Genomic DNA, 25,270 nt, shown 5'->3' on the forward strand with positions numbered 1-25,270 from the left:
CTATTCCCACTCCAAACTGACAATTTCAGAACTAAATCCAGGCCCGAGAGAAGTCATAATTGATTTTGTTCCTTTTTCATGTTTCGTTTTTAAAACTTCATGCAACACAAAATGTACCGTTGGAGAGGACATATTTCCGTGAGCAGATAACACCTTCCTCGGAATGTTTAAAGCCCCCTCTTTCAAATCGAATACTTCCTCATAAGCTTCTAAAACTTTTCTACCACCAGGATGAGCCACAATGAAAGGCAGTTCATTGACGGACCACCCATTGTTGCGTACGATTTCCCCGGCATGTATACTCCAAAATTCCTTGACTAACCGGGGGATACTCTTATTGAAGATAACTTCAAAACCTGTATCAACGACCCTCCACCCCATTACATCGGTACTATTAGCTTTTGTTCTGGAACTGGAATTAATGATTTTTGGAAGAGGGTGTTTCTTTTTCTTCAACAAGGAGGATCGATCCCCTGCAACTAAGACAGCGGAAGCACCGTCGCCAAAGAGAGCTGTGCCTACGAAATTACTTACTCTGGCATCTTCCGCCTGAAAGGTCAAGCTGCAAAGTTCTGCACAAATGACAAGAACATTCTGATCGGGATGGCCCAGCAGCCATTCATAAGCTTTGGCCACACCGCTTGTTCCCCCTGCACATCCCAGCCCAAACAAAGGCGTCCGTTTCGTATCCTCTTTAAAACCGAGTTCATTCATAATATAAGCATCAAGAGTTGGGGTAGAGATGCCTGTAGAAGAAACAAAAATGAGGTGATCGATATCTTCTGTAGAAAATTCATCATCTCCAGGTAAATTGGTCAAACAAGATCTTATTGCGTGTAAACTGTAGTCTAAAGCCTTGGTATGGTATAAATGGTTTCTTTCTTCTAATCCATGATTTTCTTTAAACCACTCTAACGGAGCAGCGAATTGCCGTTTTTCAATATTGGCGTGCTCAAAAATCGGCATCAATCTCTTTTTCTCATGCTCTTTTAAAGGAAATAATTCATAAACAAGCTTTTGGACATCGGATTGATTACAGGAATAGTCGGCACATTGGACGCCTGAGGAAAGTATGTAGGGCATTTTCATCCTCCTTTTTATTTACTATGTACAATTAAGGAGGAAATTATGTCTTTGGAAAGCAGATTCATGCAGCATGATTGACCTATGTCAAACGGTTCTTTTTGAAGGGGGTCCACAGTGTTTTTAACTCGGAACCTTGTCACCCATGTATCTTATCAGGAAGTTTCCACCGATATCACCACGCTCAGGGTTATGGAGGGCAATGCAAAGGTGAAATGGTTCAGTAAAGGATTTCATATTCCTTTTAGGCTTGCACCGGGGCATCATTTTTCATGGATTTTGATGATCTAAAAGTCAAGGTGGATGACATAGCAAAAGCGCCATTTTCATTTGGCGCTTTTTTTATGATGTGTAAAATTGGAAAAAAGATGAACAGAAGGTTCAATTAAAATCCATATATCGTCATGCCTCCATCAACAAACAAGGTCTGACCTGTCATATAGTTTCCAGCGTCTGAAGCTAAGAACACAGCGGCACCACTCAATTCCTCTAATTTACCTATTCTGTTAAGCGGTGTCCGTTCGAGAATCTCCTGGACGTAAGATTCATCCTGAAGGAGCTGTTCTGTAAGAGAGGTTGGGAAATACCAGGGACCAATTGCGTTGACATTGATGTTATATTTCCCCCATTCAAGGGCAAGGTTTTTGGTCATTTGAATAAGCGCACTTTTCGTCATGGCATATACAACCCCAGTACGTAAGGCGGTGTGACCCCCAACAGAAGAGATGTTAATGATTTTCCCTTCTTTGGAGGATTTCATCACTTGACCTGCATATTGAGAAAGAAAGAAAGCACTCCGCATATTCGTCGAAATAATTTGGTCCCACTCTTCTTCTGTTACACTTTCTGCTTCACTTCTTATATTCATTCCCGCATTATTGACCCATATATCAAGCTTTCGTCCTTCACGAACACGCTCAACCTCCTGAATAATTTCCTTATAATCATTAATGTCATGACAAATAATTGAAGCTTGTTGTCCAAGCTCTTCCACTTCTTTTTTTGTCTGCTTCAGGTCTTTCTCGCTTCTTGCAATAACAATCACATCGGCACCCGATTCCGCAAAAGCAAGGGTAATGGCTTTCCCAATACCTTTCGTTCCCCCTGTGATCACGGCAAGTTTACTGTTTAATCTGAAGTCTGGTAGATACATCGCAATAGCCTCCATCAATAGTGTTGAATTTTCAGTATAGTATAACATTTTTGCAATTTCTTTACATACGGTAAGGCCTGACATAGAATGTAAATCGTGAATAGAAAAAAGGGGGTTGTCTGTATGAAAAAATGGTTGTTAGCTTTAGGTCTTTCCGGAGCACTGGTCTTAACAGGGTGTAACAGTGAAACGGAAGAAGGCACAAACGCAGACACAGAAAACCAGACAGAAGACACGACAGAAAATCAAGAGAATGATGAACAAAAGGTGAAGAAAGAATTGCTCAGTGCACAAATGGCTCTGACAAATACTTTCAAACCATATCAACAAAAAATTTCTGCTTACAAAACGGCCGTCTCAGCAGAAGAACCTGATGCAGAAGCGATTCAATCTGCAGCTGAAGAAGCAAAGACTGCAGCAAGCGAAGCTTCTTCCATGGTCGACGACTATACAATTGAAGCAGATCTTCCAGATGATGTTATGACAAAATTCGAAGAAACACTGCCATCCCTCCAAGCCTATTATGAAGGCGTAGAGAAAGCATTGAATGAAAACATGGAGAATGCGGATTTCACAGCAGCTGAAGAGAAATTCACAGAATTCAATGATCAATACAATGAAATCGTTAAGGAAGCTGGTTTCCCGGCAACTCCAGATTTGATGGAAGAAATGTCTTAAATAACACAAAGCCCGGCTGATGCAGCCGGGCTTTTTTCATTTTAAAACTGATAGATCTTCTTATATTTATTTGTTAAATAAGAAATAATGTAGTCAGGATTCAGGCCTTCACCAGTCACATCATTTAAGATTTGTAATGGTTTTTTCATTTTTCCATATTGATGAACGTTTTCCGTCAACCATTCCTTGATTTTTTGGAAATCGCCTTCTTCAATGTAACGATCCACATCGATTTCATCTCTCATCTTGGCATTCATCTGGGCTGCATACATGTATCCTAAGGCATAGGATGGAAAATAGCCGAAATCCCCTCCTGACCAGTGAATATCTTGAAGCACTCCTTCAGCATCACTTTCTGGAGTAACTCCAAGGTAATCATTCATCTTTTGATTCCACAGTTCAGGGAGATCCTTCACTTCAATTTCACCAGCTATTAATGCTTTTTCCAACTCATAGCGGACCATAATGTGCAGGCAATACGTCAGTTCATCCGCTTCAATGCGAATAAGGGATGGTTTTACCTCATTGACAGCCGGATAAAACTTCTCCAACGGTAAGTGTTGAAAATGCTCAGGTGCATAGTTTTTGAACAACTCGTAATGATTTCTCCAAAAGCCTTCACTACGCGCAATAAAATTCTCCCAAAATAAAGATTGTGATTCATGAATACCCATACTAGTCCCATCCGCAAGGGGTGTAAAAGCAAGCTTTGGATCGATGTTCTGTTCATAAAGGGCATGTCCTCCCTCATGAATCGTTCCAAAGACAGCGGTACGGAAATCTTTTTCGTCGTATTTCGTTGTCACTCTGACATCATTTGTATTCAATCCGATAGCAAAAGGATGCACCGTCTCATCCAAACGACCGGCCTCAAAATCGTAACCCATACGCTCTAAGATCACTTCACTGAACTCAGCCTGGCGATCTTTAGGGAAATGTCCTTTAAGGACTGATGGATCTGGTTGATTTGGGGCTTCTTTGATTTGCTGAAGGAGAGCTGATAAAGCTTTTCTTACTTTAGGAAACACTTCATCTAATACTTCTACTGTTACGCCTGGTTCATAATTGTGCAACAAGGCATCATACCGATGGTTTTCATAACCCCAGTAATCTGCGAATTTACGGTTGTACTCGACCAACTCTTCCAAGTATGGGCGGAAACTTTCGAAGTCGTTGTTACTTTTCGCTTCTCCCCACATAGATTCAGCTTTGGTTTGGAGAGTTACGTAAGCTCTATACTCATCCGTTGGGATCTTGTCCGTTTTATTATACGTTTCTTCCGCTTCTTCCACCGCTCTTTTTAAAATGGGGTCTAAATCTTTTTTCTTCAATTCGTCAATATATTGGCGCATTTCATCCGAGGTTTGAATCTCATGAACTTTCTGGGACATAACCCCAATTACTTCCGAACGTCCTTCGATTCCTTTGCGTGGCGCTTTTGTTCTCATATCCCAAGCCATAAGCCCAATCGCTTCTCCATACGATGATTGTTCTTTTAAGAGCTCCAAAAATTTCTGTTCCGTTGTTTGACTCACATCTATCTCTCCCCTTCATCTAAATGAATCACTTTATCTGACGAATCAGAAACCGAACCCTTTGCCATTGTCTGGCTTGGATTTTGGTTTTCGCCCAAAATACTGGTAATAATCCGTTTTGATAAAGCCATTGAAGAGCTTCCGTTTTTTAGTGGCAGGCTTCCCGTAGAGTTTTTCAAAACCTTCATGAGAAGTGAGGATATACACACTCCAGGATGGATAATCACGCATGATCGTACCAAGGTTGCGATACATCTCTTCCACTTCTTCCCGCTCACCCATACGCTCCCCATAAGGAGGATTAGACACAAGGTAACCATTTTCCTGCTTCGGTTTGAAATCACTCATCTGCATTTGTTTCCATGTGATCAATTCCCCAAGACCTGCTTCCATTGCATTTTTTTTCGCAATTTCAATCAAGTCGGGATCAATATCAGAACCGAAAATTTGTAGCGCTTGATCATAATTCGCTGCATCTTCTGCTTCTTGAAAAGCAGCATCCCACGCTTTTTGCGGAATAAAGCTCCAATTCTCGGAAGCGAATTCCCTATTGAAACCAGGTGCAATATTTTGGCCGATTAATGCGGCTTCGATAGCAATGGTCCCTGAACCACAAAATGGATCGACAAACGGCTGGTCAGGGCTCCAGTTTGTAATTTGTACGAGTGCGGCAGCTAACGTCTCTTTTAAAGGTGCTTCCCCCTGGCCTACACGATATCCTCGCTTATGCAGTCCACTTCCTGAGGTATCGATGGTAAGCAGTGCTTCGTCCTTGTGAATCGCTACTTCCACTCTGTAAAAGGCACCAGTTTCTTTCAACCATGAATCTATGCCATGTTTGACTTTCAATCGTTCTACTATTGCTTTCTTCACAATCGATTGACAATCCGGAACACTATACAACTTCGATTTGACCGATTTACCGACTACAGGAAACTCGCCGTCTTCTTCTATAAAAGCTTCCCATGGCAATGCCTTCGTGTTTTCAAAAAGTTCATCAAACGATGTGGGCTTGAACCTTCCAACCAACAATTTGACACGATCAGCGGTTCGAAGCCAAAGGTTGGCTCTCGGTATCGCTGATACGTCCGCTTCAAACACAACTCTTCCATTTTCGATCTGTATGTCTTCATATCCTAAAGCTTTAACTTCTTTCCCTACTATGGCTTCAAGCCCCATAGCTGCTGTTGCAATCAATGTAACTTTTTTCGACATGATGAACCTCCTTTATATGTAGCATGAACAAACGTGAACCGTTTCCTTCACTAATATTGTTATACAAAAAGAAAAAACCCTTCCAAAAAGCTTAAGGCTTTCCAGAAGGGTGTCATCTGTATCATTAGCGACCTTTGAATACTCTGTAAGCCATGTTCTGTGCCATTGTACTGCAAACGGTGGTCAACCTCGTACTCCGGTGGCAATCATCTATCTGCCGTCAAACGGCCTCTTCTCTGGTTCATTTCCCATTGAAAAGTGCCCCTACCTATATTTGGGTTGCTCGCTCGTGGGGTTTACCTCGTTCCACCCGAAGTATTTCTACTCCGGCTCCGTCACTGTGGCACTTTCAAGGTAGTCATTCCATATCGAAGACTTAGGAATTTTCCCTGCCGTAAGTTCCAAAGAACTCCCTTGACTTATGGTTTCGTCAAGCACGAACACTACAAGCATCGCAGCTTGTGCGAGCATGGACTTTCCTCTGTATAGAAACCTATACAGCGATTACCCGAGTATTCAAATGAGCATTAACATTTGTCATTACGTCATTTAAGACGTGCTAAACCATTATAACAGACACTTGGACGCTTGTCATTGGAAAAATGCGGATGTTAGTCTGCGTACTTATTGCCAAAAACTGCCTTCTCTAAGTTTGAAACACGCTTTAAGATGTCATAGTTCACTTGATGGTTATTTGTAGATGGTTGCCTTTGTCTCTGTGTGGTTTCACGTGATGACATTTTCTTCAAACGGTCATTTTCCTGCTGAAGACGTTCGATTTCCTGCTGAAAACGGTCATAATCCTGAATGATCAAGTCCAGATACTCATCTACTTCTTCTTGGTTATACCCTCTCATAGACGTTTTAAAGTCTTTTTCAAGTATATCCTTTCCACTTAAATGATACTCTTCTAAGTTCATTATTTTCACCTCTGTTTCACACATTATATTCATTTTTTCAAAAGGTCACGGAAATGTCAATTTCAAATCCAGAACATTTATTGACTCCAGAAATCTGGATCCGCCATCCGAAGCTCTTCTACAGTCTCTTCAAGGTCTAATGGAGTAATATAAACAATCTCATAGCTTCCTTGATCCTGAGCCTTTTTCGCTAGTCTCAAGAAATACTGCGGGCTCCCTTCTGTATCTTCATCAAACAGCACGAGACATCCTTCCGAATGATCGATTAAAAATTGATCTTTTGCTTTGAATTGATAAGGTCCTTCATATCCTTTATTATAAATCGGCTGGTAGAAATCGGCGATCATTGTTATCTCCTCATAAACAAGCTTGAGATCTTCCGGCCAACGCTCTTCCTGGTTTTCAAAAGGTGGGAGAACCCCTAATTTTATCTCATACTCTTCTTTAAGATCGAGGACCACTTCAGCCGTCCATAACTCTACTCCCATTTGTCCGGAAATAAGCACCCACTGTAAACCTTCTTCTATGTAGGAAAGCAATCTCTTTTTTATGGCCTCTTTTACGAAATCGACTTTTGGGTCATTATTCTTAAAAATACCCATTTCCATCGGTTTATAACCCGTCACAACTATGGTTTTCAATGTTCAACCTCCTTACCCTTTATTCATTTTATTATGTTTCCTGAAAAAAAGAAAATAAGCCACAGTTTGTGGCTTATCTCTATTAGCTATTTGATCCGGGGCCCATCATTGGCATCTGGCCGTTACCCATCATCGGCATTTGGCCCTGACCCATCATTGGCATCTGACCGTCGCCCATCATCGGCATTTGGCCCTGACCCATCATTGGCGTTTGACCTTGGCCCATCATTGGCATCTGGCCCTGACCCATCATCGGCATCTGCCCCTGGCCCATCATACCTTCCATTTCTTCCATATCCTCTTCGTTCATCATTGGCATTTGGCCTTGGCCCATAGGCATTTGACCCATGTCTTGAGGATTCATATAATCCATCCAGTTATAATCTGGTGAAGATCCTTGAGGAAAAGCGAAATCTTGAGTTCGGAAATTGTTCTGCTCAGAAACCATATACGGGAAATAATGGTTGTTGTTCAACGTATGATTGTTTCGTACGAGAATGTGGGTAGGATGAATGTAGTCTTGATTTTCACAGAAGTAGTTATCCACCACACAGTTTTGAACCGGACATACGATCGGTCTACGGTTTCCGGCTGGCGACATTGGGGACATAGGTCCACATCCGCAAGAGTCCTGCATAGACTGTTGATGCATGTGCTTTCACTCCTTGTTCTGTTATTCCTTATCAGCGTATGTCACAAAGAGCGTGAATGTACTAGGCGATATCATCATATCCTTTAATTTCTGATCAACAAATACCCATACATCCCTATAAAAATGTTGAGACAGTCCTCAAGCTTTGGTTTCTACTCCATCTTTCATACTGGGCGGTTAGTAGATAAACACGTTTAACCTGTTACTGAAATGAAGACTTGCCAACCATTTATTTCTCCAGATTCAAAAAATGAAAGAAATAAAAAAAGGATGAGATTCTCATCCTTTTTCTCTCTATTCCGCTTCCTCTTCAGATAAATCAGCTGAAGAAAACGAAAATGGCAAAATTTCTTCCATTGTGAATGTTTTCGTATCGCCATGCAGGTTTGTTGTATAAATTTTAACATCAGACTGGAAAAATTCACTCATGACTTGACGGCAAGATCCACACGGGGGAACTGGTCTTTTCGTATCAGCAACAACGGCCAGCTCCTTGAATTTGGCATGTCCATCAGAAACGGCCTTAAAAATCGCCACTCTTTCAGCACAACAAGTTACAGGGTAAGCGGCATTCTCTATATTGCATCCTGTATAAAGGGTTCCATCTTCCGTGACTAGTGCAGCCCCGACAGGAAATTTAGAATAAGGTACATAAGCTCTTTCCCTTATTTTTTTTGCTTCATTAATTAGTTGTTTCGTTTCCATTGATATCCCTCCCTATTCATGGGAAGGTCATTATATATGAATACAGCATAAATGTAAAGCGGTTTCATATCAACTGTTCGTCAGCACATCGAGAGAGCATTTAATTGACACATGTGTCGGAAAAAAGTTTATACTGAAGGAGCATGAAAATCATATTGGTTTAGGAGGAACGAAATGAAGTCAATTTTAAATTACAACAAAATCATTTGGATTTTTATTTTGTTATTAATTTCAACAGGAATTTTCACCTATCTGCAACTACCGAAAAGGGAAATCCCAGAAATTAATGTAAATGTCTCATCCATTTCAACCGTGTATCCTGGGGCCACACCTCAAGAAGTGGAACGGACAATCATCAATCCTTTAGAAGAAGAGCTTCTTAGTACAGAAGGGATTGATGAAGTCACTTCTGCGTCCACAACCGGATTCGGTACAGTAACCGCTACACTATCCGGAGGACAGGATACAGATACGACGAATGCAAAGATCCGGCAGGCCGTATCAGAAGTATCCAGGTCTTTTCCTGAAGAAGTCCAGGCTCCTAATGTAAACACAGATATGACTATGTCCGCTGTGGCTTCCTATCATCTATACAGTGATGAACGGACAGAACTATTTAATTTAAGAGAAGATTTGGAAAAATGGAAGGCAGAATTGACAAAGACCCCCGGGGTCGATTCCGTTTTAGTTAAAGGTCTGCCTGACCAAAAAGTAGCCGTCAGTTTGGATAATGATCAATTGAATGAGTTGCAACTCTCACCTTCATCTGTCATTCGTTCCTTAAGTGACGAACTTGGACCTTCTCCAATTGGTACAGAACAAAGAGATGGCACCATTCATCAATTGATCTTCGAAAAATATTCAGACATTCAAGAATTGGAAGGCTTATTTGTCGGAAATAACTCTGACGGAGAGCCTGTGAAACTGTCTGAAATCGGCTCTATTGAGATTGCCAACAAAGAAGTGGAAGACCTAATTACTTATAAAGACAAAGCGGCTCTATCTGTTACCGTGCTTACTGAAGAAGGAGTAAACATTAGTGCCCTTCAGGAAGAGTTGACAGACAAGATTAACGTTTTGTCAGAACAGTTGCCGGAAGAAATCGAGGTCGATCGTTTTTATACACAAAGTACAATTATTGATGAAGTATTTTCAAACCTTATTACTTCCTTTGCCATTTCATTTCTTGCTGTCATTATCATAATGGTACTGGGTCTGCCCATTTCGTCAGCGATTCTCGTCGCTTTATCAATCCCAATATCCATTCTCATCGGTTTAATTCCTCTTCCATATGTCGGAGTCGATTTAAACCAGATATCAATTATTGGGATGATTATAGCTATCGGGATATTGGTTGATGATGCGATTGTCGTCAATGACAACATTCAAAGAAGGTTCCAACTTGGAGATGGTCCGATGGAAGGAACCATCCGGGGTGTAAAAGAAGTTGGCAAGTCTATCGTTACTTCAACACTCATGATTATTTTCAGTTTCCTCCCTTTAACGTTCTTATCTGGAACCAATGGGGATTTCATCAGAGCCTTACCATCGGTCTTGATTTTCACGGTGCTCGCATCCACAATCATTGCACTGACGTTTATTCCTACCGTTCAATATGTCAGAAGAAGGCGGAAGCAAAAATCCAGAAAAGCAAAGTCTGGACTTCTTGGTGGTTTGTTTGACTGGTTAGAACGTACCTACGCTGACCGGATTCTTCCTACTACTACGAAGAAGCCATTAGTCACTTCGCTGATTGGTCTGATCGTTTGTGCCCTTTTAGCCACTTTAGCGATTAAGATTCCTTTTGAATTCTTCCCTGCTGCGGATCGTCCGGAAGTAACCATTTCTGTCGAGAACCCCCAAGGGACAACGATTCAGGAAACGGAACAAAAGTTACAGGAATTAACGGATTACCTGGAGACTTCTGAAGAAAACATTACTGAAACAGCCATTTATTCAGGAAGTGGACTTCCTAATTTATTTAGTTCAGGGTTGCAACGGTCAGGTGAAAACACAGGCCAGGTTCTCGTTCGAGTCGACAGAGACCAAACGAGCGCCAGTGACTTTATAGAAGAATGGGAAGAGCCTTTAAGGGAGAAATTCCCGGATAGTGAAATTTTCCTTGAAACTATTGTTTCTGGTCCACCACCTTCACCACCTGTACAGATCAAAATTCAAGGTCCTGAGATTGAAACGTTAATCGCTGAAGCGAAGAATGCAGGAAAACGATTAAGTGAGCTGGAAGGTGCTGAAATAACTACACTTAACGCAGAGACGCAGCCTTTCACGGAATACAATGCGGACCGTTCTTTGCTTGCAGAAAATAACATCCCGATCAACCAAATCACTTCTCAACTCCAACTGGCAAATATCGGTGTGCCTCTAGGTACCTTTGACAATGGTGTGGAGCGTTTACCTATTGAAGTTATGGTTGATGACGGTGTAGAAGATGGTGTAGACCTATCTGAGCTGAATGTAGTCAGCCAGCAGTCGAATCAGGGCGGCGGGCCGCCAGAAATTCTTACGCTTGATGAAATTATCACAACAGAATCAAGCGAGCGGATCGGTGTGATTCCACACTTGGATGGAGACCGCACCATTACGGTTGAAGCATATCCGGAAGAGGGAATGGAAAGTACATTCTCCCAGGAATCAACAGATGTTGTAAATGAAATTAAGAATGATCTTCCAGAGGGTTATACGCTTGTTGAAAGCGGCGAATCCGATGCTCGTTCCGAGTTCTTTGTAGAAGTAACAAAACTCTTTGTTATCGTCTTGTTCTTGATTTATTTGACAATTGCTATTCAATTCAACTCCTTGCTTATGCCTTTATTGATAACAGGAACCGTATTTTTAGCTGTGACAGGGGCTATTATAGGGCTTTTTGTATCAGGGGAACCCCTCAGTTTCTTAGCAGTATTGGGCATTGTATCTCTTTCAGGTATAGTTGTGAGGAACTCTGTCATTCTTGTCGAATTTATTGAGCAGAACCGTGAACGTTACAGCAGTAACGTCGAAGCTGTCATTGAAGCAGGCAGGGCAAGAATCCGTCCTATAGTCCTTACTTCATTAACATCGATTGCAGCCTTGGCTCCTATCATTTACACAGGAGATGTGTTGTTTAAGCCATTAGCGGTATCGATTGTATCCGGCCTTGCATTTTCAACAGTACTCACATTGCTGCTTGTCCCATCTTTTTATTTATTAATATCCAGAAAATAAATCTATGGACGATTTATGAGAATCGTTTGAATGAAAAAAAGCTCCCATTATTGGGAGCTTTTTTCATGTTGTTGCAGATCATCAAGGATCATATCCAATACATAATGGGAGGACTGATACAATTCTTTGAACCTCTTACGGTGTACATCCAGGTAGTAACTATGGAGAATAATCATTTCAATATTCTCATGCGTTGATTTCACTTGGTTTGGATGTACATTTGTCTTCCGGTCTTTTACAAATTCCTCCGCTTCCTTTACCCATTCATTGGTCAATTGGAACATCGGTTTTGTTTCCTTTTTAACCTGATTAAAAAAATCATAGCTCTTTTTTTCTACAGGACCCTCCGTATTTAAAAAGCGTTGATGTTGTTCATCAATGAGACGCTTTAATTCAATCGTATTGGCTTTTAAATTCATAACATTCCACACCTTTCCTCCTTCATAATATCATGAGGGAACAAAAGGCATCAAAATCAACCTACGGAACGACGTTTGGCCTGTTGAGCAACCTTACCCATATATTCATACCGACGTTCCCTTTTTATCTTCCTTAATTCATCACGAAGACTGAAGACCTCATTTTTCAATTCATCTATGTCTTTACGGTGGGAGACGGCCATATTGAACACGATTTCATCTGTTTTGATTGACAACCTACGCTCAAGCAAGGAGAATTTTTCCTGTAAGTGCGAAAGCTGATCCTCAAATTCATTCGGCGTGATGACACTATTTTTTTTCATACATTACTCCCCCTTTTATTGGTGTGTTATAAATTCGCTCTTGCATGCATAACTCCTTTACGGATGACAAGACTAGAACTAAAGCAACAAAACAAGTCAAACCTGACTTTAATCTTCGACATAAAAGGAGAAAAGCATATGGCTAAGAAAAAAGATAAGAAAAATAAGAAGCCGACACCGGCCAGAACTGACAATCCTAAATTAACTGGAGAGAACCGCCCTTCTACGTGACTGGACAGAAGCTGTTGCTATTTTTTATAGCAGCAGCTTTTTTTATAAACCCTATAAAACCGGGATATGACATCAGCTTCCCCCTCCCCATCTTTTTATATCTTCACGAGACAAAAAAAACTAAGCGATATCGAAGGAATATGATTAGGGTTTTGAATGGATTGTGGAAGGGAAGATAGTCATGGCGGTTTCCTTACATGTGTCAATCGTGTGACAGGTGAAACTTTCCTTTCTTTTATACGTCTATATAAAATGAGTCTCATGTATATATTCTTGGACACGAAAATTTGGTATGATACTCTCATGGCTATAGGGAGGGATTGGTTGTGAATTACCCCAATGGGAGACGTGGTTCCAAGGCGAATTTAGCTCCCAAAGGAAAAACAAAACCGGATTTCAGTAACAGGGGAATGTCACTGGAAGAAGACATTAATGTAACCAACGAATATTATTTGCAAGCAGGAGTTGCGGTGGTCCATAAAAAACCTACGCCTGTTCAAATTGTACAAGTGGATTACCCCAAGCGAAGCGCTGCTGTTATTAAAGAAGCCTATTTCAAACAAGCTTCTACTACAGACTTTAACGGGGTTTATCGTGGAAAGTACATCGATTTTGAGGCAAAAGAAACGAAGAACAAAACTTCTTTTCCATTAAGTAATGTCCATCAGCACCAGATTGATCACATGAGGGCTGTGCAGGCACATGGTGGGATCAGCTTTATGATCATAAAGTTTACCCCTTTAGAAGAAACGTACCTCCTTCCCTCCTCATCGATCTTTTCCTTTTGGGAAAATCAGTGGAACGGGGGAAGGAAATCGATTCCTTATGCTTTTATTACAAAAGAAGGAATCAATATCCCTTTTCATTATCAGGCTAGGGTTCACTATGCCACAGCCATCGATAAGCTTTATTTCTGAAATGGAGGAAATGTAAATGGCCAACGATAGCCAGTCACGTACAGCAAGAAGAAAACAGATGAAATCATCGAAAAAAGGAAAAAGCACATCAAAATTCAAAAAGATTTTCATGACCCTTTTAACCATCGGCGTTGTTCTGATGTTAGGGGTTGGAGCATTATTTGCCTATTATGTCGCTACCGCTCCGAGTTTAGATGAATCGAAATTATCCGATCCTTTCTCTTCCAAGGTTTACGACAAAAATGGAGACTTGTTTGCTGACTTAGCCGGAGACGAACGACGGACGAAAATCACATACAATGACATCCCTCCCGTTCTGGAGGATGCCGTATTAGCTACAGAAGATGTACGTTTCTTCAATCATATCGGCATTGATTTTCGCAGAATCGGTGGTGCGGTACTGGCCAACATTACAGGTGGATTCGGTGCTGAAGGAGCCAGTACAATTACACAACAAGTTGTCAAAGAATCGTTTTTGACGAAGGATAAAACAATCAAACGTAAAGTACAGGAACAGTATTTGGCTGTGAAGTTAGACCAGGAATACTCCAAAGAGAAGATTTTAGAAATGTACCTGAATAAGATTTATTACGGTGCAGGGGCTTATGGAGTTGCTGAAGCTGCGGAAACTTATTTTGGTAAGAAAGACCTGAGTGAACTTACACTGCCTGAGGCAGCCCTATTGGCAGGTCTGCCACAAAGACCAAGCGGCTACATGCCATTTGAAAACCCGGATTTAGCGAAGGATCGAATGAACACGGTTCTTAGTTTGATGGTGCAGCACGGGAAAATAACCGAGGCTGAAGCAGAAGAGGCACGTCAAGTGAAGATCGAAGATATGTTGATTGAAAGACAACCTGAAAAAGAAGCGCCATTCCAAGCGTTCTTAGATGAAGTAGAACGTGAAATCAAAGAAAAAATGGACGGTTCAGATATTTACAAAGATGGACTGAAGATTTATACCACACTGGACCCTAAAGCTCAGGAGCAAGTTCAACAACTCTTAAGCAATGATGGCCCTACTCCATGGCCGGATGAAAAATTAATGGCAGGAGTGACTGTAACCGATACACAGACTGGCGCCATCCGAGCAATTGGCGGAGGCCGGAACTACCAGAAAGGTCAATTCAATACAGCGACTCAAATCAAACGTCAACCCGGCTCAACATTCAAACCAATCACTGCTTACGGGCCAGCTATACAATATAATAAAATGTCCACCTATCATCAGATAAAAGATGAAAAGACTGAATTTGACGTCAACGACGGTTGGACACCAAGCAACTTCGATAATCAGTTTAGAGGATGGGTGTCTGCAAGATACGCATTAAGCCGTTCATTAAATATACCGACCATCAAATTAATGGAAGAAGTAGGGATTGATAAAGCTGAAGAGTTTGCAAAAGGGCTCGGTTTTAAAGTCCCTGATAAAGGTTTTATGCTTTCAGATGCCATTGGAGGCGGAGTGGGGACGAATCCTAAAGAAATGGCAGCCGCCTACGCTGCTTTTGGTAATGAAGGCGTATATAACGAACCACATACCGTTACAAAAGTAGAAGTGCCGGGAGAAGGTACCATTGAGCTGACTCCAGAACCTAAGTCTGCCATGAACAGCTACACGGCCTTTATGATCTCTGATATGCTGAAAACAACGATGAGTGAAGGTACAGGAACAGCTGCCAATGTACCGGGTATTAATGACGCAGGTAAAACGGGAACGACAAACCGTGGAGATTATGCATCAGACTCCTGGTTCAATGGATACACAACAAACTATTCTATCTCCGTTTGGGCCGGGTACGATGAGGAAGATCCCATGTCCCAGGCCGCAAAAAATATACCCAAACAGATTTACAAGCCTTTGATGACTCAATTATCGCAAGGAATAGAAACGGCTGATTTTACTAAACCGGATTCTGTTACATGGGTGGATGTAGAAAAAGGGTCAAGACCTGCACGTTTACCTAGTGAATATACACCTTCGGACCGTATTGTTACAGAACTATTCCACGTAGACAATCAACCATCCAAGGTATCAGAAGCTTATCAGAAATTGGATCCCGTTCAGTCCCTGGCCGGAAAGTTTAATGAAGAAACTTCCAGTATTGATCTTTCTTGGTCGTACGGAAATACAGATGGCATCAGTTTCCGTGTCGCTGCCTCCATTGATGGTGGTGAAATGAGAGAATTGACAACTACGAAGGAAACAAGTGTCGAGATTACGAACGTTGATCCTGGTGCAACTTACGAATTTGCTGTTGTAGTCATCAGTGATGACGATAATACAGCAAATAGTGATTCGGCTACCGTCACGGTTCAAGCCCCAGGTTCTCTTGACCAGGAAACTCCTGAAGAAGACGAAGAAAATCAAGAAGATAATGGCGAGAACACAGAGGAAGAAACGCCTTCTGAAGATAACAACGAAGGGGACGGACAAGGAAATAACGACGGAAACGGAAACGGTAATGGTAACAATAACGGCGATGGGCAAGGAAATGGTCAGGGTGATGGTCAAGGTTCTGACCAAGAAGATGAACCTCAAAATAATGATGACAGTGAAAGCAATGACCAAAATCAAGAAGATGGATCTGGTTCAGGTGGCGACAGTGGTTCTGATAATGAAGAACAACCACCAGCTGAAGACCAGCAGGAAAACCAACAAGAAGATGCAGCCTAAACAAAAACCCTCTCGAATAATCGAGAGGGTTTTCCTATGTGGCTTTCTCTATTTTCTTCATCCTTTTTTGACCTTCCCTGCACAAAAATAACAAAGGACATTCTTCGCAATTCGGACGTTGCGCTTTACAGTGATAACGACCAAAAAATATCATCCGGTGATGGGTGACACTCCACTCCTCTTCCGGTATTTTCCTCATCAGTGTCTTTTCCACTTCCAAGACAGAATCTTTCCATCGACAAAACGCAAGACGTTTGGACACACGTTCCACGTGTGTATCCACCGCTATGGCAGGTTCATCAAAAGCAACAGAAGCTACGACGTTTGCCGTTTTTCTCCCTACTCCAGCTAAACTTTCCAGCTCTGTTTTTGTCGGAGGGACTTCCCCATTAAATTTCTCAACAAGTGTTTGGGATAGCTTCTTTATATTCTTTGCTTTGTTCCTGTATAGACCGATCCGTTTAATATCATCCTGAAGCTCTTCCAAAGGAACAGCGATATAATCCTCAGGTTTTTTATATTTTTCAAAAAGTTGAGGGGTTACTTTGTTCACTAATGCATCAGTCGCTTGTGCAGATAGAACAACCGCAACGAGAAGTTCAAAAGGATTGCTGTGGGTCAATTCACACTCAGCTTCCGGGAACATTTCCTCAAACGTATCTAAACAATGACGGATTTGCTGTTTATTCAACATTGTGTTTTTTATGAATCCTCCTCCAACCAATTATAGTAAAGGGAGATATCCCGCTTCTTATTTTCCTGTTTTTGGGTTTTAGGCGCCTGTTGCCCTTGGCGGAACTGCTTTCCCTGTTCCCGGGCCTGTTCCACCGTTTTGACACCTTTCCGCTTCCACTCTCTAAGAATCCGGTCAATATATTTAAAATTTAATTTACTCATCAATACAGCTTCTCTTAACGCAGCCTTGATCAATGCAGGAGATTGTTCTTCTTCATCAAGCCATATGTTAATAGTCTCAATTTCAAATGGAGACAGTGGTCTTCCAAATTCCTGCTCGAACAACGGAAAGATATTTTCATCATACGAGCGGTCATTTATTTGAGGCTTCTGAGATACGGCGAACAGTTTTTCCCACAAAGGCTCTAATGAATAATGCTCATTAAGGACACGATCTTCATTTTGGTTCTGTTCAATGGTCATCATTCTTTTTTGGATCAAACTCCTAAGCACTCGTGAACATTCTTGAGCAGAAATAGAAAGATGAGTCGCTAGTTGTTCAGGCGTAGGAAAACCATTGCCTTCTGTGCGAAAACGGTGAATTTGTAAAAGAACGACCAATTCGGTTTCATTCAACTTCAGCTGATGGAAATTTTCAAGAAGTTTGGTTGGAACGACCATTTGGTTATCCATGATGTTTTGAAAGCTTTGGTATTTAGCCAAATCAATCCCTCCATTCTTAATCTTCATGGAATGAAAAACACCGATACGCCAAGGGCGTTAGATCGGTGTTCGTTCATCCTCATGATTAATGATCACGGGTACAGTCGATTTAATAGACGAGGGAATGGAATCGTCTCACGAACGTGCTCGACCCCTGAAATCCAAGCTACCGTACGTTCAAGACCTAGTCCAAAGCCTGAGTGCGGGACGCTTCCGTATTCGCGTAACTGTAAATACCATTTGTACGCATCCCCTGTGAGATCATGTTCTTCATACCTCTGCTTCATTAGTTCAAGATCATCAATCCGTTGAGATCCACCAATGATTTCACCATATCCTTCCGGAGCGATCAAATCCGCACACAGAACCACTTCAGGGCGCTCAGGATCTGGCTTCATATAGAATGCTTTGATTTCAGCAGGATAATTAGTGATGAAAACAGGCTTGTCATAACTTTCTGCAATCGCTGTTTCATGTGGGGCTCCGAAATCTTCTCCCCATTCAATATCATCAAACCCTTTATCTTTCAATAATTGAATAGCATCGTCATAACTTATGCGAGGGAATGGAGCTTGAATCTTTTCAAGTTTCTCTGTGTCGCGACCAAGAGCATCAAGTTCAATCTTACAATTTTTAAGAACTGACTGTACTACATGGGAAACATACTGTTCCTGTACTTGAAGACTGTCTTCATGGTCCATGAAGGCCATTTCTGGTTCAATCATCCAGAATTCAATCAAGTGGCGGCGGGTTTTTGATTTCTCAGCACGGAACGTTGGTCCAAAACTGAATACGCGGCCAAACGCCATAGCAGCAGCCTCCATGTACAGCTGACCACTTTGAGACAAGTAGGCATCTTCTTCAAAATATTTTGTATGGAAGAGTTCTGTCGTTCCTTCCGCTGATGACCCTGTAAGGATTGGAGGATCAATTTTGACATAACCATTGTCATTGAAAAACTCGTAAGTGGAACGAATAATTTCGTTTCGCACTTTCATTACAGCATGTTGACGCTTAGAACGTAACCACAAATGGCGATGATCCATCAGGAATTCTGGGCCGTGTTCTTTTGGTGTAATCGGATAATCGACCGCTTCGTGAATGACTTCAAAGTCTTTCACCTGCATTTCATATCCAAGAGGCGAACGAGTATCTTCCACGATCACTCCTGTCACGTAAAGGGATGACTCTTGTGTTAAAGCTTTCGCATCCTGAAACTTATCTTCACCGATTTCTGCTTTCACAACGATCCCTTGCATAAATCCTGTTCCATCACGAAGCTGCAAGAATGCAATTTTACCACTGGAGCGTTTATTACTAAGCCAAGCTCCTAACGTAACTTCTTCTCCTACATATTTCGATACTTCAGAAATAGTTGTTTTCACACTAAAAACCTCCAAAAGCTTAAGATTGATATTTGTTTACAAAACGTTCGATTCGATCAGCCGCTTTTTCGAGCTGCTCAAGAGATGTTGCATAGGACAGGCGTACATTATCAGGGCTGCCGAAGCCGGATCCTGGGACGAGCGCTACTTTTTCTTCGTCTAATAAAGCTTTCACCCACGCATCCACGTCCTGAAAGCCACCTTGCTCAACCGCTTCCTTCACATTAGGAAATAGGTAAAAAGCGCCGGATGGTTTCGCACAATGCACTCCAGGAATTTGGATCAGGCGTTTGTGAAGAACATCCAGCCGTTCTTTGAATGCTTCCTTCATTTCTTCTACTTTTTCTTCAGAAGCTGTATAGGCAGCGAGTGCCGCGTACTGGGCTATTGTCGTTGGATTTGATGTCGAATGGGAAGCCATGTTGGTCATCGCTTTAATGACGGTTTTGTTTCCCGCAGCAAAGCCGATTCTCCACCCTGTCATCGAATGGGATTTCGAAACCCCGTTGATGATGATGGTTTGCTCATAAAGTTCTTCTGACAGTTGAGCTATGGAAACATGTTTCTCCTCTGTATAGATCAATTTTTCGTAAATCTCATCCGATACAATAAGGACATCATGCTCAAGGCACACTTCTCCGAGCGCCTTTAATTCAGATTCGGAATACATCATACCCGTTGGGTTACTTGGTGAATTAATAATGACGGCTTTCGTATTAGGTGTGATGGCTTCTTTCAGCTGCTCTGGTGTAAGTTTAAAATCATTAGATTCCTCTGCTGATACAATTACAGGCGTACCTTCAGCGAGTTTAATCTGCTCAGGATAACTGACCCAGTATGGGGCAGGAACAATGACTTCATCCCCCTTGTTCAGAAGGACTTGGAATAATGTGAACAACGCATGTTTCGCACCTGTTGTGACGATCACTTGCTCATTTGTATAAGTGAGGTCCTGGTCGCGTTTTAATTTTGCTGTAATGCTGTTTTTCAGCTCAGGAACTCCACCAGCCGGGGTGTACTTCGTCATTCCTTCATCCATCGCACGCTTAGCAGCCTCCAGGATATAAGATGGAGTATTGAAGTCAGGTTCGCCCGCTCCCAATCCAATGACATCGTGGCCTTCTGCCTTCAGTGCTTTCGCTTTGGCTGTAATCGCTAATGTTGTTGATGGTGTTAAAGCTTGCACACGTTGTGCTAATTCCATAAACGTTCACTCCTTTTATTCATTCTGCCTGAAAGCAAAACGCTGATCAAACGCTTCACCCTGCAGTGTAAAATAGTCTAATACGTAGCGGTTTTGTTCATCGATATAAGTCAATTGAAAAACAGGTTCCTCTTCCTCAAAGCCATATTGTATATCTTTGAATGTACAATTAGAGCAAGTATTCTCCCAGCGGGAGCGCATCTCTTCTAATGGCAGTGTTTCCTCTTTAGAAACCTCTTCAAGGATCTTTTTTTCCTTGATATCCATAAATATAATAGACGCTTCTTTTGACTTATTTATTCCCTGGACGATATGAAACTCTTTTTCGCCATGGTATGTAGATACATGGTCAATCCTTGCAAGGCTCCCCTTATCCCGAGCGATTTCTTCTGCTAGAGGGTGACCTTGTTTGCGGTCATGATTCACATCGATATAGAGCCACAGGAAAAGGATAATAGCGATAATAAACAGGGTACCTGTTATCGCAAGGGTCCACTTCAACCAACTAGGTACGGTAAATGGTGAAGACTGCGGTCTCAGCATCGTCATCATCCAGTGCCAACCCAAACATAAGATTATTTTCTTTCAGCGTTCGGTTTAATGTATCGACAATTTTATAAAGATCATCAGACTTTTGAATTCTGACCGTCGATAACGTTTCTATCTTATTTTCCATCAGTAAAAAACCTCCATTGTGCGGGGTCCGCTTTTTATTATAACAGGTTCGTCCAGACTCATGCGCTAGAGTTAAAGCCATTTTTCAATCTTATTGATTAATTGACGGGTGGACTCATAAGTAACAGGGACTTCCGGAAGAGAACTCAGGAAGTATTTCCCGTATCGAGCTTCCATCAACCGTTGATCACAAATAAAGACGACTCCTCGATCGGAGCTGCTCCGAATTAACCTGCCAAAACCCTGTTTAAACCGGATGATTGCATGAGGCAGGGATTTCTCCATAAATGAATTTCGGCCTTCTTTTTGCATTCTTTCGTTTCTCACCGATTGTATAGGCTGATCAGGCGGCTGAAAAGGCAAACGAACCATCATGAGACAAGAGAGATCCTCTCCAGGTATGTCCACACCTTCCCAAAAAGAACTTGTCCCTAGAAGTATCGCCTGATCGAATGCTTGAAAGTTTTTTTTCAATCGATCTCTACTCCCGCTTGATACACCTTGAGCAAATACCATAAATTCCTCTGGGTCAATAAACTCTTTCAGAAGGGTGTAGGTTTGACGAAGCATTTCATAAGATGTAAATAAAACAAGCATTCTGCCTTTTGTCACTTCCGCAACAGAATAAATCGCTTCACTCAACGCTTCAACAAACGAATCGGGGTCATTCTTTATATTCGGGAAATCATTCGGGACCATAAGCTGGACCTGCTCCTGAAACTTGTAAGGAGACGGGATGATCGATTCGATTGTGTTGGCAACGTCCTGTAAGCCTAGTGATTTTCGAATATATTCGAAAGAACCACCTGTGGATAAGGTCGCGCTCGTCAGGATAGAGCTGCACTTCTTTCTGAAAAGCCGTTGTTCGAGAAGGTGAGCGACATCATAGGGTTCACTGAATAAGTAAATGGCATTGACGGCCCCTTCTCCTTCAATTTCCACCCATTTCACTTCTTCTTCTCTAGTAAAATCAAAGTAATGAATCAGCTGAGAGCGAATTTGGTGGCATACATCCATTTGATTGTTCAACCGGGAGAGAAGAATGGGTATACTGTAATCTTCTCTGACAGCAAGCTGCATTCTCAACTGTTCTTCCATTTTTCCCATATGGACAATCAGTTTTTTAATGATCGCTAAGAAACGATGAGACATTTCTTTGGCTGTGTCAATAAATGACGGCATCTCACCCGGCTTCAAAAGAAGCTGGGTACGTCCAATGTCACTCTTCCCTTTCCCCAACCTCTTCTGCTTTTTCACACTCTGATAAATATAACGGGAAAGGTGGCTAAGTTCTTCCTTGGCTTCATCAATGGATTGCTGCCCCTTGATCAGGTTCATATAAAAGTCGTTCTGCAAAGACCATTCTTTATAGAGACTCTTTTGAAATATTTCCCCGAATTGGGTCAAGTGCCTTTGAAGTTCACGATAATTCATCCGGACACCAAAATACCGACTAGCTACTGCTTCTAAATGATGTGCTTCATCAATTATCACATGTTCATATTCTGGCAGTACCGATTCCTCTTTCATAATATCCATACATAATAGAGCATGATTCGTAATCACAAGATCCGCTTGTGCTGCTTTCTCCTGGGCCCATTGGAAAAAACTGTCGTCTGTGAAACCAAGCCTGACGGTTTTGCTGGACTGCTCTGATGAAACTTTATGCCAAAACTGCCTTCCATTCGAAGGTAGTTGGATTTCGTCCACATCCCCCGTACGCGTCCTGGTTAACCAAACGAGAATCATCGCTTTTGTCAGTGTAATATCATAATTATCTTGATACGATCTCTCCAGCTCATATTGAAAGTGGATCAAACTAATATAATGAGCCTTCCCTTTATAAAGAACCGCTTTAATCGGGCGAGGAAACATCCGTTCTACTTTAGGGAGTTCTTCTTCAAGCAATTGTTTTTGCAGACTCGTTGTATGAGTGGAAATGACGACGCGTTTACCACTCTCCATCGCTTGGTAAGCAGCGGAAAGAAGGTAAGCGATGGACTTTCCTGTTCCAGCACCTGCTTCTAATATCGCATGTTTATTTTCTGTAAGAGCTTGTTTGACACTTGCCGTCATCTCCTGCTGTCCTTTTCGGATCTCATAATCAGGAAGCAGGCTTCCAAGGCCATTTTCTCCTTCAAACACCTGCCTTTTCCAAGTGTCGAATGGAGGGAGTTGAACGGCTTTAGATGCACGTTCAGGCACTTGTTTCCGTACAGCGATTCCATGCTTCAGCATCACATCAGATTCACTCGTGTTTCCATACCGCTTCTCTTCCAAGTATTTCAGGAAGAAATCCCTGAAATCACTTTTCAATTTCCCCTCGATCTTTAGCAAATGGTGGATCGTACGCTCTGGTAGACGCTGAAGTTCTTTCAATAAATAAAGAAGCAAATCAGCTGTGACTTGAGCATCTGACAAGGCGCGATGTGGCCGATCGTGGCCCATATCCAAACGCTCTGCCAGCTGTCCCAGTTTGAAAGTAGGCGAAGTCGGCATAAGAATGCGTGCGAATTCGACGGTATCAATAATCGGATTATGTAAAGGTTGATATCCGCACCGTGCCAATTCATCATTTAGGAACCCAAGATCGAATTCGATGTTATGCGCCACAATATAAGCATGGTGAAACAGAGGATAAACATCCTCTACAATTTCAGAAAAAAGCGGTGCATCCAAAACATCGTCATCTTCTATTCCAGTTAGTGATCGAATAAACGGGGGAATCTCTTTTTCAGGATAAACAAGGGAAGAAAACTCTTCCACAACTGTCCCATTTTCCTCCATAACGACGACACCGATTTCTATGATGCGATCCCCTTTTGAAGCCGCATTTCCTGTTGTCTCTAAATCCACAATTGCAAATCTTTTCATGTTCATCCCTACTTTCACAACAAAAAGGAAGGACCTTGCCTAAGAACGTGGCATAGATCCTTTCTTCACTCGCTAGTCACTTCTTATAATGGCAATGCTTGTAAAGGCGGCTCTTCTTCGATGATCTGCTCGACTTTATTGTTCTCATCCATCAGAGCAATCTTTGGACGAAATTCTTCAAGTTCCTCTTCATGAAGCATCGCATAGGAAACAATAATGACAACATCATCCGGTTGTACGCGTCGGGCTGCTGCACCATTCAGGCAGACCACACCGCTTCCGCGCTCACCAGCAATCACATAAGTCTCAAGACGTTCGCCATTATTATTGTTAACAATCTGCACTTTTTCATGGGGGAGTATACCGACTTGATCAAGCAGATCCTGATCGATAGTCACACTTCCTACATAATTCAAATTCGCTTCCGTTACGCGAGCCCGGTGTATTTTTGCTTTCATCATTGTACGAAACATATGATATGACCTCCTTGTCGATCACCCATAAATGACATGTCCATCATGATTAAAAACGACATTGTCAATCAATCTCACATGGTCATAAAATACAGCCGCAGCGAGAATCACAGGACGATCGATGTTCTCTATAGATTCTAACTCAGGATAAGATAATAATTCAATATAATCTATCTTACCACGAGTTTTCTGTTCAAGAAACTTCTCAGTCGCCTCAATGATCAATTCTTTGGACTTTTGCCCTTCTTTAACAAGTTTCCTTCCGTACTGCAGCGATTCCTGTATAGCTGGAGCCTCTTTCCGTTCCTCATCAGACAGTCGGACATTTCTACTACTCTTCGCAAGGCCGTCCTTTTCCCTAACCGTAGGAACAGGAATGAGATGAACAGGAATGTTATAGTCTTTGATTAAGGCATCAACGACAGCTACTTGCTGGGCGTCCTTCATACCGAAGTAGACGTTGTCAGGCCTTGTAATGTTAAATAACTTTGTAAGGACGGTAACGACACCATCAAAATGCCCAGGGCGGCTTTTTCCGCACAATACATTCGTCCGGCTGGCCACCGTCATAAGTACGGACAATGGCTGCGGATACATGGTCCCGGGGGTAGGAAGAAATACAAGATCCACGCCGTTTTCTTCTGCTGCGTTACGATCTCGGTCCTCATCACGAGGGTATGTATCCAGATCTTCCCCTTCCCCGAACTGAAGCGGATTAACAAAAATGCTGAGAATCACCTTATCATTTTCCTTCTTCGCTTCTTCAATAAGGCGGATGTGCCCCTCATGAAGGTAGCCCATCGTAGGTACAAAACCAATGGTGTAGCCGTTCTTCTTCCACTCGGAAATCAATGTGTTCACTTGATCTATTTCTCTTAGTACTTTCATTT

Annotated in this window: 23 protein-coding genes and 1 other RNA gene; 4 read left to right on the top strand and 20 right to left on the bottom strand. The window is 42.0% G+C overall.

From position 1 onward, the window contains the following. The gene (locus tag GLW00_RS09825) at positions 1-1,083 is read right to left on the bottom strand and encodes a type III polyketide synthase (protein ID WP_160913486.1); all 1,083 of its coding nucleotides are present in this window, start codon (positions 1,081-1,083) and stop codon (positions 1-3) included. A 385-nt stretch (positions 1,084-1,468) separates the two neighbouring features. Continuing rightward, entirely contained in the window at positions 1,469-2,236 is a 768-nt protein-coding gene (locus GLW00_RS09830) for an SDR family NAD(P)-dependent oxidoreductase (RefSeq protein WP_160913487.1), read from the bottom strand. Between the two features lie 123 nt (positions 2,237-2,359). Here GLW00_RS09830 and GLW00_RS09835 point away from each other — a divergent pair, with 123 nt between their 5' ends. Further along, the gene (locus GLW00_RS09835) at positions 2,360-2,914 is read left to right on the top strand and encodes a hypothetical protein (RefSeq protein WP_160913489.1); all 555 of its coding nucleotides are present in this window, start codon (positions 2,360-2,362) and stop codon (positions 2,912-2,914) included. Positions 2,915-2,955: 41 nt separating this feature from the next. Here the strand turns inward: GLW00_RS09835 and GLW00_RS09840 are convergent, their stop codons facing one another. The 7 genes from GLW00_RS09840 to GLW00_RS09870 all read right to left on the bottom strand — a co-directional run bounded on the left by GLW00_RS09840 (position 2,956) and on the right by GLW00_RS09870 (position 8,582). Beyond that, complete coding sequence (locus GLW00_RS09840; RefSeq protein ID WP_160913816.1) at positions 2,956-4,455, bottom strand: carboxypeptidase M32; 1,500 nt, start codon at positions 4,453-4,455, stop codon at positions 2,956-2,958. A 39-nt stretch (positions 4,456-4,494) separates the two neighbouring features. Next, positions 4,495-5,664, bottom strand: coding sequence for a THUMP domain-containing class I SAM-dependent RNA methyltransferase (locus GLW00_RS09845; protein ID WP_160913491.1), 1,170 nt, complete (start codon positions 5,662-5,664; stop codon positions 4,495-4,497). Positions 5,665-5,805: 141 nt separating this feature from the next. After that, positions 5,806-6,180, bottom strand: an RNA gene (gene rnpB, locus GLW00_RS09850) — RNase P RNA component class B. A 95-nt stretch (positions 6,181-6,275) separates the two neighbouring features. Then, the gene (gpsB, locus tag GLW00_RS09855) at positions 6,276-6,584 is read right to left on the bottom strand and encodes a cell division regulator GpsB (protein ID WP_089652604.1); all 309 of its coding nucleotides are present in this window, start codon (positions 6,582-6,584) and stop codon (positions 6,276-6,278) included. Between the two features lie 77 nt (positions 6,585-6,661). Then, positions 6,662-7,225, bottom strand: a complete 564-nt coding sequence (locus GLW00_RS09860) for an SLOG family protein (protein ID WP_160913493.1) — start codon at positions 7,223-7,225, stop codon at positions 6,662-6,664. Between the two features lie 82 nt (positions 7,226-7,307). Further along, positions 7,308-7,877: a CotD family spore coat protein gene (locus GLW00_RS09865; RefSeq protein WP_160913495.1), complete on the bottom strand. Its 570-nt coding sequence runs from the start codon at positions 7,875-7,877 to the stop codon at positions 7,308-7,310. 294 nt (positions 7,878-8,171) lie between these two features. Next, positions 8,172-8,582 (bottom strand): cytidine deaminase, encoded by a 411-nt coding sequence (locus GLW00_RS09870; RefSeq protein ID WP_160913497.1) that lies wholly within the window; start codon positions 8,580-8,582, stop codon positions 8,172-8,174. A 174-nt stretch (positions 8,583-8,756) separates the two neighbouring features. Between GLW00_RS09870 and GLW00_RS09875 the strand changes: the two genes are divergently transcribed. Then, positions 8,757-11,804 (top strand): efflux RND transporter permease subunit, encoded by a 3,048-nt coding sequence (locus tag GLW00_RS09875; RefSeq protein ID WP_160913499.1) that lies wholly within the window; start codon positions 8,757-8,759, stop codon positions 11,802-11,804. 47 nt (positions 11,805-11,851) lie between these two features. Here GLW00_RS09875 and GLW00_RS09880 read toward each other — a convergent pair whose 3' ends face one another. After that, positions 11,852-12,223, bottom strand: coding sequence for a YppE family protein (locus GLW00_RS09880; RefSeq protein ID WP_160913501.1), 372 nt, complete (start codon positions 12,221-12,223; stop codon positions 11,852-11,854). A gap of 56 nt (positions 12,224-12,279) precedes the next feature. Further along, positions 12,280-12,546 (bottom strand): hypothetical protein, encoded by a 267-nt coding sequence (locus GLW00_RS09885; protein ID WP_160913503.1) that lies wholly within the window; start codon positions 12,544-12,546, stop codon positions 12,280-12,282. A gap of 557 nt (positions 12,547-13,103) precedes the next feature. Here GLW00_RS09885 and recU point away from each other — a divergent pair. Both recU and GLW00_RS09895 read left to right on the top strand, forming a co-directional pair. Beyond that, positions 13,104-13,694 carry a Holliday junction resolvase RecU gene (recU, locus tag GLW00_RS09890; protein ID WP_439108892.1) on the top strand — a complete coding sequence of 197 codons (591 nt, stop codon included), beginning with the start codon at positions 13,104-13,106 and terminating at the stop codon, positions 13,692-13,694. Positions 13,695-13,710: 16 nt separating this feature from the next. Next, positions 13,711-16,371, top strand: a complete 2,661-nt coding sequence (locus GLW00_RS09895; RefSeq protein ID WP_160913507.1) for a penicillin-binding protein 1A — start codon at positions 13,711-13,713, stop codon at positions 16,369-16,371. A 34-nt stretch (positions 16,372-16,405) separates the two neighbouring features. Here the strand turns inward: GLW00_RS09895 and nth are convergent, their stop codons facing one another. The 9 genes from nth to panC all read right to left on the bottom strand — a co-directional run bounded on the left by nth (position 16,406) and on the right by panC (position 25,268). After that, entirely contained in the window at positions 16,406-17,065 is a 660-nt protein-coding gene (gene nth / locus GLW00_RS09900) for an endonuclease III (protein ID WP_160913509.1), read from the bottom strand. An 8-nt stretch (positions 17,066-17,073) separates the two neighbouring features. Then, a complete protein-coding gene (locus GLW00_RS09905; protein WP_160913511.1) occupies positions 17,074-17,769 on the bottom strand; it encodes a DnaD domain-containing protein in 696 nt (231 codons plus the stop codon). Positions 17,770-17,861: 92 nt separating this feature from the next. Further along, positions 17,862-19,154, bottom strand: a complete 1,293-nt coding sequence (gene asnS / locus GLW00_RS09910) for an asparagine--tRNA ligase (RefSeq protein ID WP_160913513.1) — start codon at positions 19,152-19,154, stop codon at positions 17,862-17,864. A 19-nt stretch (positions 19,155-19,173) separates the two neighbouring features. Beyond that, positions 19,174-20,358 carry a pyridoxal phosphate-dependent aminotransferase gene (locus tag GLW00_RS09915; RefSeq protein WP_160913515.1) on the bottom strand — a complete coding sequence of 395 codons (1,185 nt, stop codon included), beginning with the start codon at positions 20,356-20,358 and terminating at the stop codon, positions 19,174-19,176. 15 nt (positions 20,359-20,373) lie between these two features. Beyond that, positions 20,374-20,910, bottom strand: coding sequence for a cell wall elongation regulator TseB-like domain-containing protein (locus GLW00_RS09920; RefSeq protein WP_160913516.1), 537 nt, complete (start codon positions 20,908-20,910; stop codon positions 20,374-20,376). Next, positions 20,864-21,034: a YpmA family protein gene (locus tag GLW00_RS09925; RefSeq protein ID WP_089652552.1), complete on the bottom strand. Its 171-nt coding sequence runs from the start codon at positions 21,032-21,034 to the stop codon at positions 20,864-20,866. Before GLW00_RS09925 ends, GLW00_RS09920 begins: the two co-directional genes overlap by 47 nt. A 71-nt stretch (positions 21,035-21,105) precedes the next feature. Continuing rightward, positions 21,106-23,907 (bottom strand): ATP-dependent DNA helicase DinG, encoded by a 2,802-nt coding sequence (gene dinG / locus GLW00_RS09930; protein WP_160913518.1) that lies wholly within the window; start codon positions 23,905-23,907, stop codon positions 21,106-21,108. Positions 23,908-23,990: 83 nt separating this feature from the next. After that, the gene (panD, locus tag GLW00_RS09935; RefSeq protein ID WP_160913520.1) at positions 23,991-24,380 is read right to left on the bottom strand and encodes an aspartate 1-decarboxylase; all 390 of its coding nucleotides are present in this window, start codon (positions 24,378-24,380) and stop codon (positions 23,991-23,993) included. A gap of 21 nt (positions 24,381-24,401) precedes the next feature. Continuing rightward, the gene (panC, locus tag GLW00_RS09940) at positions 24,402-25,268 is read right to left on the bottom strand and encodes a pantoate--beta-alanine ligase (protein ID WP_160913522.1); all 867 of its coding nucleotides are present in this window, start codon (positions 25,266-25,268) and stop codon (positions 24,402-24,404) included. Positions 25,269-25,270: the final 2 nt, after the last annotated feature.

This window comes from Halobacillus litoralis (genome assembly GCF_009856445.1).
In the GTDB taxonomy this organism is placed as follows: domain Bacteria; phylum Bacillota; class Bacilli; order Bacillales; family Halobacillaceae; genus Halobacillus; species Halobacillus litoralis.

Coding starts and splice junctions, on each gene's coding strand:
- GLW00_RS09825 (WP_160913486.1), bottom strand. CDS start 1,083: ATGCCCTACATACTTTCCTCAGGCGTCCAATGTGCCGACTATTCCTGT.
- GLW00_RS09830 (WP_160913487.1), bottom strand. CDS start 2,236: ATGTATCTACCAGACTTCAGATTAAACAGTAAACTTGCCGTGATCACA.
- GLW00_RS09835 (WP_160913489.1), top strand. CDS start 2,360: ATGAAAAAATGGTTGTTAGCTTTAGGTCTTTCCGGAGCACTGGTCTTA.
- GLW00_RS09845 (WP_160913491.1), bottom strand. CDS start 5,664: ATGTCGAAAAAAGTTACATTGATTGCAACAGCAGCTATGGGGCTTGAA.
- gpsB (WP_089652604.1), bottom strand. CDS start 6,584: ATGAACTTAGAAGAGTATCATTTAAGTGGAAAGGATATACTTGAAAAA.
- GLW00_RS09865 (WP_160913495.1), bottom strand. CDS start 7,877: ATGCATCAACAGTCTATGCAGGACTCTTGCGGATGTGGACCTATGTCC.
- GLW00_RS09870 (WP_160913497.1), bottom strand. CDS start 8,582: ATGGAAACGAAACAACTAATTAATGAAGCAAAAAAAATAAGGGAAAGA.
- GLW00_RS09875 (WP_160913499.1), top strand. CDS start 8,757: ATGAAGTCAATTTTAAATTACAACAAAATCATTTGGATTTTTATTTTG.
- GLW00_RS09880 (WP_160913501.1), bottom strand. CDS start 12,223: ATGAATTTAAAAGCCAATACGATTGAATTAAAGCGTCTCATTGATGAA.
- GLW00_RS09885 (WP_160913503.1), bottom strand. CDS start 12,546: ATGAAAAAAAATAGTGTCATCACGCCGAATGAATTTGAGGATCAGCTT.
- GLW00_RS09895 (WP_160913507.1), top strand. CDS start 13,711: ATGGCCAACGATAGCCAGTCACGTACAGCAAGAAGAAAACAGATGAAA.
- nth (WP_160913509.1), bottom strand. CDS start 17,065: ATGTTGAATAAACAGCAAATCCGTCATTGTTTAGATACGTTTGAGGAA.
- GLW00_RS09915 (WP_160913515.1), bottom strand. CDS start 20,358: ATGGAATTAGCACAACGTGTGCAAGCTTTAACACCATCAACAACATTA.
- GLW00_RS09920 (WP_160913516.1), bottom strand. CDS start 20,910: ATGATGACGATGCTGAGACCGCAGTCTTCACCATTTACCGTACCTAGT.
- GLW00_RS09925 (WP_089652552.1), bottom strand. CDS start 21,034: ATGGAAAATAAGATAGAAACGTTATCGACGGTCAGAATTCAAAAGTCT.
- dinG (WP_160913518.1), bottom strand. CDS start 23,907: ATGAAAAGATTTGCAATTGTGGATTTAGAGACAACAGGAAATGCGGCT.
- panD (WP_160913520.1), bottom strand. CDS start 24,380: ATGTTTCGTACAATGATGAAAGCAAAAATACACCGGGCTCGCGTAACG.
- panC (WP_160913522.1), bottom strand. CDS start 25,268: ATGAAAGTACTAAGAGAAATAGATCAAGTGAACACATTGATTTCCGAG.